The following is an 11,609-nucleotide window of genomic DNA, read 5'->3' as shown; positions in this document are numbered from 1 at the left end:
GCCTGGTGATGTGCGGCTCCCTGGCCTCCCACGGCCCCTCCACCCCGGAGCGCCCCCATGTGGAGGAGGACGCCTTCCATCCGCATGAGTGGTACGGCGAGAGCAAGGCGGAGGGTGAGCGCATCGCGTTCTCCTTCCAGGACCGGCTGCCGGTGACGGTGATCCGCCCGCCGCGCATCCTGGGGCCCGGGGACCGGGAAAACCTGACCTTCTTCAAGCTGGGGAAGAAGGGCATCCGGCTGGAGCTGGCCGGAGGCCCCCGCCCCCTGTCCCTGGTGGACGTGGAGGACGTGGTGGACCTGCTGCTCGTCCTGGCCCAGAAGCCGGAGGCCCTGGGGGAGGCGTTCTTCTGCGCGGGCCCGGAGCGGCTGACCCTGGAGGAGATGCAGGACCTGGGGGCGAAGGCCCTGGGCTTCCAGACGCGCACCTGGCGGCTGTCCCCGGCGGTGCTGACCGCCCTGGCCACGGCGGCGGACGGGGTGACGCGGCTGACCGGCCGCAAGCTCCCCCTGAACCGGAAGCTGGCGCGGCAGCTCCTGGCCCCGGCCTGGACCTGCTCCGGGGCCAAGGCTGAACGCCTGCTGGGCTTCCGGCCACGACGGGGGCTGGCGGAGTCCATCACCCGCAGTGGTGAATGGTATCGCGCGCAGGGCTGGTTATAGCCCCATGCGCCCAAAGGGCCGGCCCCCCACCCCGGCCCGTCCGCTTTCGTTGACCACACCCCCTCCAGGATGGGAGGAAGCCCGACCGCCCATGCCCCCCAAAGTGCCCGCCAAAGCAGCCTTCTTCGACGTCGACGGGACGCTGGTCCGGACGAACATCGTCCACGTCTATGCCTATTACGCGATGAATCGGGGCTCGCTCCGGGGTATCGCGGGCCGCACCCTGGGCACCGCCCTGGGTCTGCCGGTGTTCGGCATCCTGGATGCCGTCAACCGCAAGGCCTTCAACGAATTCTTCTACCGGTACTACTCGGGCCTCAGCGAGGACCGGCTCGTCACCATCGCGGAGGACATGTTCGAGGACGTCCTCAAGCCCGCCCTGTACGAGCAGACGCAGGACCTCATCGACGAGGCGCGTCGTTCCGGCTGCCGCATCGTGCTCGTCACCGGAGCGCTGGACTTCACCATGCGCCCCCTGGCCCGGCACCTGGGCTGCGATGACGTCATCGCCAACAAGATGCAGTTCGTGGGCGGCAAGGCCACCGGCAAGGTGATTCCGCCCATCATCGAAGGCGCCAACAAGGCCAACGCCATCCGCGCCTACTGCGAGCGCGAGGGCCTGGCCCTCAACCAGTGCCATGGCTACTCGGACAGCGCCTCCGACTACGCCATGCTCGCCGTGGTGGGACGGCCCACCGCGGTGAACCCGGACCTGCGGCTGCGCTCGCTCGCGCGCGCGTACAACTGGCCCATCCTGGACCTGAAGTAGTCCCCCACCCCTTTCGCCGCCCCCTTCATCCATGCGCCCGCTCAAGACGCTCCAGAAGCTGTACGACGAGGAAAGCCAGGTGGTCATCACGGAGAAGGGCAGCCCCCCGCGGGCGCTCTTCTACGGTGAGGGCTTCCTCCAGGAAGACCTGCCCGTGGGCACCCGGGTCATCTTCCCCCGCCCCCCGCTGGAGGGCGTGCCCAACGTGAAGGCCGCCATCCGCTGGGCCATCAACCACCCGGAGGGCATGGACCCGCTGCACGCGCTGCTCAAGCCCGGCATGCGGCTGACGTGCGTCATCGACGACATCAGCGTCCCGCTGCCGCCCATGGTCACGCCGGACGTGCGCCAGTCCATCCTGGAGGTGGTGCTGGAGCTGTGCGCGGACTCCGGCGTGGATGACGTGCACCTGGTCATCGCCAACGCGCTGCACCGCCGGATGACCGAAGGCGAGATGAAGCGCATGGTGGGCGAGAAGATCTTCGACGCCTACTACCCGGACCGCTACTACAACCACGACGCGGAAGACCCGGACGGCATCACGGAGCTGGAGCGCACCAGCCACAATGAGGTGGTGGCCGTGAACCGCCGCGTGGCGGAGAGCGACCTCATCGTCTACGTGAACATCAACTTCGTGCCCATGAACGGCGGGCACAAGTCCATGGGCACGGGCGTGACGAACTACGCGTCGCTCCGGCACCACCACAACCCGAAGACCATCCGCGAGTCGGACTCCTACATGGAGCCGAAGGCGAGCGCGCTCTACACGAAGAACTCGCGCATCGGCACGGTCATCGACAAGTCGCTGAAGGTCTTCCACATCGAGACCACGCTGAACAACCGCATGTTCGGCGCGCCCACGGACTTCCTGGCGAAGAAGGAAGAGGACTACACGGAGGCGGACCGGCTGAAGTTCCAGGCCCTGCGCTTCACGCTGTCCAAGCTGCCCCGCGCGGCGGCGCGGAAGGTCCTCAACGCCATCCCCGCGCCCTATGACGTGACGGGCGTGTTCGCGGGGGCCACGGAGCCCACGCACGCGAAGACGCTGGAGCAGAGCTGGAAGCAGTACGTGGTGCCGGTGGAGGGGCAGAGCGACATCGTCATCTTCCCCATCCCGTTCGTCAGCCCCTACAGCGTCAACTCCATCCTCAACCCGCTGCTCGTGCAGGTGATGGGGCTGGGCTACTTCTACAACCTCAACCGGGGCGTGCCGCTGGTGAAGAAGGGGGGCGTGCTCATCCTCCTGCACCCGGCCTACGACGAGTTCGACCCCGTGCAGCACCCCAGCTACATCGAGTTCTTCCACCGGCTGCTGCCGGAGACGCGGGACTCCATGAAGCTGGAGCACAAGTACGAGAAGGAGTTCGCGGAGAACCCCAGCTACGTGCACCTGTACAGGAAGGGCAACGCCTACCACGGCGTGCACCCCTTCTACATGTGGTACTGGGGCGAGAATGGCCGCCAGCACGTAGGCAAGGTCATCGTCGCGGGCGCGGAGAACAACCACGTCCCGGCCCTGCTCGGCTGGGACCGCACCGACACCCTCTCCGAGGCGATTGAAGAGGCGCGCGGCTTCATGGGGCGCTCGGCGTCCATCAGCCTGCTGCGCATCGCGCCCACGGTGATGGTGGACGTGAAGTGAAAGGGTCGCACACGGACATGGCCACGCCCTCCGAGCTGAACGTCACCGAGGTCTTCACCGGCAAGCGCATCGTCTTCGTCGGCACCACCGGCTTCGTGGGCAAGGTGACGCTGTCGATGTTGCTGGCCCACTACGGCGACGTGCTGGACCGGGTCTACGTCATCGTGCGCAAGGGCAGCGCCGCGTCCGCGGAGCGCCGCTTCTTCGACAAGGTGGCGCCCAGCGAGCCCTTCCAGCCGCTGCGCGACCGCCTGGGCGACGAAGGCGCCATGGCGTTCATCCAGCAGAAGTGCACCATCCTGGATGGCGACATCACCGACCCCCTGGTGGGCCTGGAGGAGGCGCAGGTCGCTTCTCTCACCGGGCAGGTGCACGCCATCGTCAACTGCGCGGGCCTGGTCTCCTTCAACCCGTCGCTGGAGGTGGGCCTCAACGTCAACACCCACGGCGTGAAGAACGCGGTGGCGCTGGCGCTGCGCTGGTCCGTGCCGCTCATCCACATGTCCACCGCGTTCGTCGTGGGCAACCGCAGCGGGCTCGTCTTCGAGGACGAGCCGGTGCTGGGCTACTTCCCCAAGCACGAGGAGATGGACGGGCGCGACTTCAGCCTGGAGCAGGAGCTGGCGGACGCGGAGAAGATCGTGGCCCGCCTGCGCGAACAGGCGGATGACAAGGCGCTCACCTCCCTCTTCCGGCAGAAGGCGCTGGACCGCCTGGAGGAGGAGGGCCGCGACGCCACCGACGAGAAGACGCTGCGCCTGGCCGTGGGCCGCGAGCGCAAGCTGTGGCTGTCCGGCGAGCTGGTCCGCGCGGGCATGGAGCGCGCGCAGCACTGGGGCTGGCCCAACACGTACACGTACGCCAAGCACCTGGGCGAACAGGTGATGGCCGGGACGCCGGGGCTTCGCTACTCCATCGTGCGGCCCTCCATCGTGGAGAGCGCGGCGCACTTCCCCTTCCCTGGCTGGAACGAGGGCTTCACCACGTCCGCGCCGCTGGCGTACGCGGGCATCAAGGGCCAGCGCGGCATCCCCGCGGGCGACCACGCCATCCTGGACATCATCCCGGTGGACCAGGTGGCGGGCGCCACGCTGGGCATCACCGCGCACGCGATGCAGGTGGAGGAGCGCCGCGTCTACAACCTGGCCTCCGGTGACGTGAACCCGTTCCTCGCCAGCCGCTCCGTGGAGCTGGTGGGCCTGTACCGCCGCCGCTACTACCGCAACCGCGAGACGGGCAACTCGCTGGTCAACTCGCTGCGCTCGCGCATCGAGCCGCAGCCGGTGAGCAAGCAGGAGTTCCAGCTGCTCAGCGCGCCCATGCTGGCGAAGGGCGCGAAGCTCTTGAAGAAGGCCATGGACGAGGTGCGGCCCGCGTGGGGCGCGCCCCGCGTGCAGGCGATGATGGACAAGGCCCGCGTCGCGCTGGACGAGGTGGAGTCCCAGGCGGGCAGCCTCGGCGGCCTCATCGACCTGTTCCTCCCCTTCCTCTGGGAGAACCGCTACGTCTTCCGCTGCGACAACACGCGCTCCGTCTACGAGCGCATGGTGCCGGCGGACCGCGCCAAGATTGGCTGGGCGCCGGACCGTATCGACTGGCGCGAGTACTTCCTGGGCACGCACCTGCCCGGCCTGGAGAAGTGGGTGTTCCCGGGCCTGGACGAGGAGCGCGAGAAGCGCACCGCCATCCCCGCGCACCGCGACCTGCTGGAGCTGTTCGAAGCCACCGTGCACGCGTACCGCCACCGGGTGGCGTTCCGCATGGCCGCGGGGGAGAAGGAGGAGCGCTTCACCTTCGGCGAGGTGCACCGCTACGCGGCCCGCGTGGGCAGCTACCTCATGGCCCAGGGCATCAAGCGCGGCGACCGCGTCCTCCTGGTGTCGGAGAACCGGCCGGAGTGGGCCATCAGCTACTTCGGCATCCTGCGCGCCGGCGGCACCGCCGTGCCGGTGGACCCCTCGCTCACCGAAGCAGAGGTGGTCAACATCGCGAAGCGCGCGGCCGCCAAGCAGTGCCTCGTGTCCGAGCAGGCCGCGGAGGACTTCCCCGGCCTCTTCGCGGCGCTGGGTGAGGGCGTGGGCGTGGCCAGCCTCGCGGAGGCCATGACGGGCGACCCGGCGTATCCGGACCGCATTGGCCCGGTGAGGAAGTCCGCCGCCGCGGACGACGTGGCGAGCGTCATCTTCACCTCCGGCACCACGGGCACGCCCAAGGGCGTGATGCTCACCCACCGCAACTTCGCGGCGCTGGTGGCGAAGCTGGCGGGCGCGTTCGACGTGGGCGTGGGCGACGGCGTGCTGTCCGTGCTGCCCCTGCACCACACGTTTGAGTTCTCCGCCGGCTTCCTCACGCCGTTCATGCGCGGCGCGGAAATCACGTACATCGACGAGCTCACGTCGGACCGGCTGGGTGACGTCTTCGAGACGGGCCGCGTGACGGCGATGATTGGCGTGCCCGCGCTCTGGCAGCTGTTGCACCGCAAGATTACGCAGGAGATGGCCGCGCAGCCGCCGCTGGTGGAGCAGGCGCTCAAGGCGCTGATGGCGGCCAACGGGGAGCTGCGCAACCGCAGCTCGCTCAACCTGGGCAAGCTGCTGTTCTGGCCGGTGCACCGCAAGTTCGGCGGCCGGGTGAAGGTGCTGGTGTCCGGCGGCTCCGCGCTGTCGGAAGAGGTGCACCAGGCCTTCCACGAGCTGGGCTTCACCATGCGCGAGGGCTACGGCCTCACGGAGGCCGCGCCGGTGCTGGCGGTGTCGGAGGCCACCAACAAGCGCATCAAGGGCACGGTGGGCAAGGCGCTGCCGGGCATCGAGTTCAAGATTCTCAACCCGGACAACGACGGCATTGGCGAGGTGCTGGCCAAGGGCCCGAACGTGATGGCGGGCTACTTCGGGGACCGCGAGGCGACCGAGGCCGTGGTGAAGGACGGCTGGCTGCACACCGGCGACCTCGGCCGCATGGACGACGAGGGCCGCCTGTACCTCATGGGCCGCGCCAAGGACGTCATCGTCGACGCCAACGGCAAGAACGTCTACCCGGACGAGCTGGAGGAGCTGTACCAGGAGCACGCGCACATCAAGGAGCTGTCCATCGTCGGCCTGCCGGACGAAGCTGGCGGCGAGAAGGTGGCGTGCCTGTGCGTGCCGGACTTCAAGGACCGCCCGCGCGAAGAGGTCCGCCACGAGCTGGAGGAGCACTTCCGCAAGGTGAGCGCGGGCATGCCCTTCTACCGGCGCGTGAAGGTGCTGCGCTTCTGGGACGGCGAGCTGCCGCGCACGTCCACCCGCAAGGTGAAGCGCAAGCGCGTGGTGGAGGAGTTGCAGCGGCTGGACCGCGTGGCGGCCAGCGCGGGCCGCGTGAAGGAGAAGGCGCAGGCGGCGCCCACCACGGGCGGCGTGTCGGACTGGCTCTATCCGCTCATCGCGGAGGTCTGCCACCGCCCGGCGTCGGACGTGCGGGCGGACGCGCAGCTCATTGGCGACCTGGGCTTCGACTCGCTGATGCTCACGGAGATGTCCGTCGCGCTGGAGGGCGCGGGCGTGCCGCTGCCCGCCATTGAAGACCTGACGCAGGTGCAGACGGTGGAGGACCTGCGCAAGCTGGTGGTGGCCTCCGGACGCCGGCCCTCGCAGGAGACGCGGGCGCGCGACATCAAGAAGGAAGCCGAGCGCGCGGAGGATGCGGAGATTCCGGTGCCGGAGTCGGTGTCCGCGCTGGGCCGGCAGCTCTTGTCCTTCGGGCAGAAGGTGCTCTACGGCGGCGTCTTCGACGTGAAGGTGACGGGCAAGACGTTCATCCCGCGGAACCGCAACTTCCTCGTCATCGCCAACCACGCCAGCCACCTGGACGCGGGGCTGGTGCGCGTGGTGCTGGGCGACCAGGGCGAGCGGCTGGTGTCGCTGGCCGCGCGGGACTACTTCTTCGACACGCCGCTCAAGCGCGCGTGGTTCGAGAACTTCACCAACCTCATCCCCATCGACCGGCAGGGCTCCCTGCGTGAGTCGCTGCGCGTGGCGGGCGAGGCGCTCCGGCAGGGCTTCAACGTCCTCATCTTCCCGGAGGGCACGCGCTCCAAGACGGGCGAGCTGATGGAGTTCAAGCCGACGCTGGGCTACCTGTCGCTCACCTACGGGGTGGACGTGCTACCGCTGTACATCCACGGGGCGTACGAAGCGCTGCCCAAGGGCTCCATGTTCCCGAAGACGAAGGAGCTGGAGGTCCACGTGGGCCCGGCGCTGGAGTACGCGTCGCTGAAGGCTCGGGCGCAGGGCATGGCGCGCTCGGAGGGCTACCGCTACGTGACGCACATCGCGGAGGAAGCGGTGCGCGCGCTGAGGGCGGGCAAGGTGCTGGACCTGGAGCAGGTGGGCGCGGACCGGGACTTCACCCCGCCCGCCCGGGCCCTGCCGGAAGGGAAGGACGCGTGAAGCTGCTCGTCACCGGAGGCACGGGATTCCTGGGCACGCACCTGGTGCCCAGGCTGGTGGAGGCGGGCCACGACGTGCGCCTCATCGCGCGCTCGAAGCCGTCAGGCCCCGCGTTCGCCAGGACGGAAGTCCAGCAGGGCGACCTCAAGGACCGGGACGCCGTGCGCCGCGCGCTGGAGGGCGTGGACGCCGTCTACCACCTGGCGGGGCTCGTCTCCTTCCAGAACAAGGACGCGCGGCGGATGTACGAGCTGCACGTGGACTGCACGCGCGAGTTCCTGCGCGACGTGCGCGAAGCGGGCATCCAGCGCGTCATCCTGGGCTCCACCTCCGGCACCATCGCGGTGTCGAAGGAGGACCGCGTGGGCACGGAGGACGACGACTACCCCATCACCACCGTCGCCAACTGGCCCTACTACCTGTCCAAGATTTACGAAGAGAAGCTGGCGCTGGAGTACTGCCGCAAGCACTCCATCCCGCTGGTGGTGCTCAACCCCAGCCTGCTGATGGGGCCCGGGGATGACCGCCTGTCCTCCACCTGGACGGTGGTGAAGTTCCTCAACCGGGAGATTCCGGCCATGCCCGGCGGCGGCATCTCCTTCGTGGACGCGCGCGACGCGGCGGACGCCTTCGTGCAGGCGCTCACCCGGGGCGAGGTGTACGGCCGCCACCTGATGGGCGTGAACATGGCCATGCCGGACTTCTTCGACCGGCTCCAGCGCCTCACCGGCGTGCCCGCCCCGCGCATGAAGCTGCCGCGCGAGGTGAACATCTGGGGCGGCAAGCTGCTGGAGCAGCTCGCGAAGCTGCGCGGCACCGTGTCCAAGCTCGACCCGCAGGAGGTCGAGATTGGCGAGCACTTCTTCTACCTGGAGCCCGCCAAGGCGGAGCGCGAGCTGGGCTTCAAGGCGCGCGACGTCCACGAGACGCTGCTGGACACCGTCCAGTACATCTACGGGAAGATGCCGCCCGGAAACCTGCCCGGCACCCGCGGCCGGCTGGCCGAGTCGCGCGAAGGCACCTGACGTTTCAGGAAGGAGGGGCGCGGCGGTTCAAGGATTCGCCGCGCCGCCGTGCACCCGGCCGCCGCTCACGCGCTCCACGAGCCGGGCGGCGTTCGGGTCCTTGTCCTTCTGATGCCACACCCAGGCGGCGCCCAGGAAGGCCACGCCCAGGAGGACGAGGACGAGCCGGGCCAGGAAGGACGGGCCGCCGCTTGCGTCCGCCATGGCCCTCAGCCCACCACGCGGTTACGGCCGGACTTCTTGGCCTTGTAGAGGTTCGCGTCCGCCACCTTGATGAACTGGGACGGCTCCGACATCTCCGAGGCGACTTCCGCCACGCCGATGGAGATGGTGACGGGGATGTCCTTGTCCTCGAAGACGAAGCGCTTGTCCTCCACCAGCTTGCGGATCTTCTCCGCGAACAGGCGCGCCTTGTCCGGCCCGTCCTCGGGCATGACGATGGCGAACTCCTCGCCGCCGTAGCGCGCGAAGCACTGCTCGCGGCGCACCAGCCGCTTGATGGACTGGGCCATTTCGCGCAGCACGTAGTCGCCGGCCAGGTGGCCGTGCACGTCGTTGATCTGCTTGAAGTGGTCGATGTCGAACATCATCAACGACAGCGTGCGCTGGTACCGGTGCGAGCGGCCCATCTCCCGCTCCAGGTACTCCAGGAAGTAGCGCTTGTTGTTGATGCCGGTGAGACCGTCCGCGATGGTCAGCGTGTAGATGGTCTCGTGGTACTGGGTCTCGATGTTGTCGCCATCGAGGAACTTGAAGATGGAGCCGCCCACCTTCACCAGGTCCCCGCTGCGCAGCGGCTGCGCCTGGAGCACCTCCCGGTCGTTCAGGTAGGTACCGTTGGTGGACTGGAGGTCCTCCACGTACGTCTTGCCCTGACGGGTCCAGATGCGCGCGTGGCGGCGGGACACATTGTCCAGGTCCACCACGATGTGGTTGTGCTGGTCGCGACCGATGGTGAACTCGGTCTCTTCCAGCACGTACTTCTTGCCCAGCTCAGGGCCGTGGATCTGCACGAGGCAGCACTCGGTGCCACGCTCGGGTCCCGGGGTGAGGCTGGAGATCTTGGTGACTCGCGTTTGGTCGCCAGACATCGCCCGGCCACGCTAGCACGCAAGGTCCAGGGAAGCCACGCAAGGCAAGAGGACGCATGGGGTTGCGCCCCTCCTCCTACATGCCGCGAAAATAGGAGGTCGCTTTCCTCCCATCCGCCCTGCCCGGTTGGGCACTCAACGGAAGGGTTTGCGAGGGCCGCACAGCCATTGTGGGCCAGCGGCCGGGGGCTAACGTGGCCGGCACCTATGTCAAAGCTGCTGGCCATGATTCTTGCGGGAGGCGCGGGCACGCGCCTGGAGCCCCTGACCCGAGAGCGCGCGAAGCCCGCGGTGCCGTTCGGTGGGCGCTACCGCATCATCGACTTCGTCCTGTCGAACTTCGCCAACTCCGGCGTGTACCGGATGAAGGTGCTGACCCAGTACAAGAGCGACTCGCTCAACAACCACCTGTCGCGCGCGTGGCGCATGACGGCGTTCCTGGGTCACTACGTGGAGGCGGTGCCCGCGCAGATGCGCACCGGCGTGGACTGGTACAAGGGCAGCGCGGACGCCATCTACCAGAACCTCAACATCATCACGGACGAGGAGCCGGACCACATCTTCGTCTTCGGCGCGGACCACGTGTACCGGATGGACGTCCGCAAGATGCTGGACTTCCACATCGCGCAGAAGGCCGCGTGCACGGTGGCGGCGATTCCGGTGCCCATCGAGCAGGGGCGCGAGTTCGGCATCATCGACGTGGGGCCGGACGGGCGCATGCTCCAGTTCCTGGAGAAGCCCAAGGACCCGCCGCCCATGCCGGGCAACCCGAAGATGTGCCTGGCCTCCATGGGCAACTACCTCTTCACCACGGACACGCTGGTGAAGCAGGTGGTGCGTGACGCGGCGGACGAGAAGAGCGCGCACGACTTCGGCAAGTCCATCATCAGCGAGCTCTACAAGCACGAGCCCGTGTACGTGTACGACTTCGCCCAGAACACGGTGGCCGGCCAGGAGGACAAGGAGCGCGGCTACTGGCGGGACGTGGGGAACATCGATGTGTACTACCAGTCCAACATGGACCTGGTGGAGGTGGACCCGACCTTCAACCTCTACAACGACCGCTGGCCCATCCACACCCAGCCCAACAACTTCCCGCCGGCGAAGTTCGTCTTCGCGGACCGGGAGAGCAAGCGCGTGGGCACCGCCACGGACTCGCTGGTGGCGGAGGGCTGCATCATCTCCGGCGGCCACGTGCACCGCTCCGTGCTGTCGCCGAAGGTGCGGGTGAACTCGTATTCGGAGGTGGAGGACTCCATCCTCTTCGAGAACGTCACCATCGGCCGGCGCTGCCGCATCAAGCGGGCCATCATCGACAAGAACGTGGAGATTCCGCCCGGGATGACCATTGGCTACGACCCGGTGGAGGACAAGCGCCGCTTCCACGTCACGTCCGGCGGCGTCGTCGTCATCCCCAAGGGGATGAAGGTCACCTGAGCTTCACGAGGCTTCAGGGCGCTCCCGGAAAGCACTTCCGGGGCGCCCTGCCCTTTCGCGCTCACTTCGAGCGGAAGGCCGCCTTCACCTCCGGCCGGTTGAGCACGACGAGCGACCAGATGCCCGGGATGAGGCCCAGGCCCCAGCCGGGGCCGCAGCACGGGATGCAGCAGATGATGGACACCGTCAGGGCCAGCCCGTGGAGCTGGAGGTTCTTCATCTTCCACGCCCCGAAGACGACCAGCCCGTTGAGGCAGATTCCAGGCAGGGCGCTGAGGGCGAGGAAGGTCGGGCTCAGGAAGGACGCCAGGATGGCGCGCGCCTGCGCCCGCAGCTCCGGCGGGTAGACCTCCAGGGCCTTGTCGACGCCCGCGTGCATGGCCTGGAGCCCCTCCGGGGACAGCGTCCGGTAGAGCCCGAAGAGCGAGTACAGCACCCACAGGCCGCCCATCCCCATCATGATGAGGGCGGGCAGCTTGAGGTCCTTGGCCGCCTTCGCGCGCGCGGGTTCGAAGTCCGGCGGTGGAAGGCCTTGGGTGTCGTCCATGGCAGGGGG

The 11,609-nt window shown here is 68.3% G+C and carries 9 protein-coding genes; 6 read left to right on the top strand and 3 right to left on the bottom strand.

Annotation, left to right across the window (positions count from 1 at the left end; genetic code table 11):
• From D7V80_RS21115 to D7V80_RS21095, 5 genes are all read left to right on the top strand, one after another.
• A partial coding sequence (locus D7V80_RS21115; RefSeq protein WP_120589862.1) for an NAD(P)-dependent oxidoreductase occupies positions 1–662 on the top strand: 662 nt, incomplete at its 5' end.
• A 103-nt stretch (positions 663–765) separates the two neighbouring features.
• Positions 766–1,431, top strand: a complete 666-nt coding sequence (locus D7V80_RS21110; RefSeq protein WP_043322704.1) for an HAD family phosphatase — start codon at positions 766–768, stop codon at positions 1,429–1,431.
• 31 nt (positions 1,432–1,462) lie between these two features.
• The gene (locus tag D7V80_RS21105; RefSeq protein ID WP_014394385.1) at positions 1,463–3,073 is read left to right on the top strand and encodes a lactate racemase domain-containing protein; all 1,611 of its coding nucleotides are present in this window, start codon (positions 1,463–1,465) and stop codon (positions 3,071–3,073) included.
• 17 nt (positions 3,074–3,090) lie between these two features.
• The gene (locus tag D7V80_RS21100; RefSeq protein ID WP_120589858.1) at positions 3,091–7,500 is read left to right on the top strand and encodes an AMP-binding protein; all 4,410 of its coding nucleotides are present in this window, start codon (positions 3,091–3,093) and stop codon (positions 7,498–7,500) included.
• Positions 7,497–8,525: an NAD-dependent epimerase/dehydratase family protein gene (locus D7V80_RS21095; protein WP_120589857.1), complete on the top strand. Its 1,029-nt coding sequence runs from the start codon at positions 7,497–7,499 to the stop codon at positions 8,523–8,525. The genes D7V80_RS21100 and D7V80_RS21095 overlap by 4 nt, the downstream gene beginning before the upstream one ends.
• Positions 8,526–8,552: 27 nt before the next feature.
• On the opposite strand, the gene D7V80_RS42300 is transcribed toward D7V80_RS21095, so the two are convergent.
• Positions 8,553–8,729, bottom strand: coding sequence for a hypothetical protein (locus D7V80_RS42300; protein ID WP_199738772.1), 177 nt, complete (start codon positions 8,727–8,729; stop codon positions 8,553–8,555).
• 5 nt (positions 8,730–8,734) lie between these two features.
• Complete coding sequence (locus D7V80_RS21090) at positions 8,735–9,616, bottom strand: GGDEF domain-containing protein (protein WP_120589856.1); 882 nt, start codon at positions 9,614–9,616, stop codon at positions 8,735–8,737.
• A 207-nt stretch (positions 9,617–9,823) separates the two neighbouring features.
• Between D7V80_RS21090 and glgC the strand changes: the two genes are divergently transcribed.
• Complete coding sequence (glgC, locus tag D7V80_RS21085; protein WP_014394380.1) at positions 9,824–11,053, top strand: glucose-1-phosphate adenylyltransferase; 1,230 nt, start codon at positions 9,824–9,826, stop codon at positions 11,051–11,053.
• 61 nt (positions 11,054–11,114) lie between these two features.
• On the opposite strand, the gene D7V80_RS21080 is transcribed toward glgC, so the two are convergent.
• On the bottom strand, positions 11,115–11,600 hold the full coding sequence (locus tag D7V80_RS21080) for a hypothetical protein (RefSeq protein ID WP_120589855.1): 486 nt from the start codon (positions 11,598–11,600) through the stop codon (positions 11,115–11,117).
• Between the last annotated feature and the right edge of the window lie 9 nt (positions 11,601–11,609).

The organism is Corallococcus sp. CA054B, from assembly GCF_003611625.1.
In the GTDB taxonomy this organism is placed as follows: Bacteria; Myxococcota; Myxococcia; order Myxococcales; family Myxococcaceae; genus Corallococcus; species Corallococcus coralloides.
Note: the sequence above shows the minus strand (reverse complement) of the source record. Positions and strands in the feature narration are given on the sequence as shown.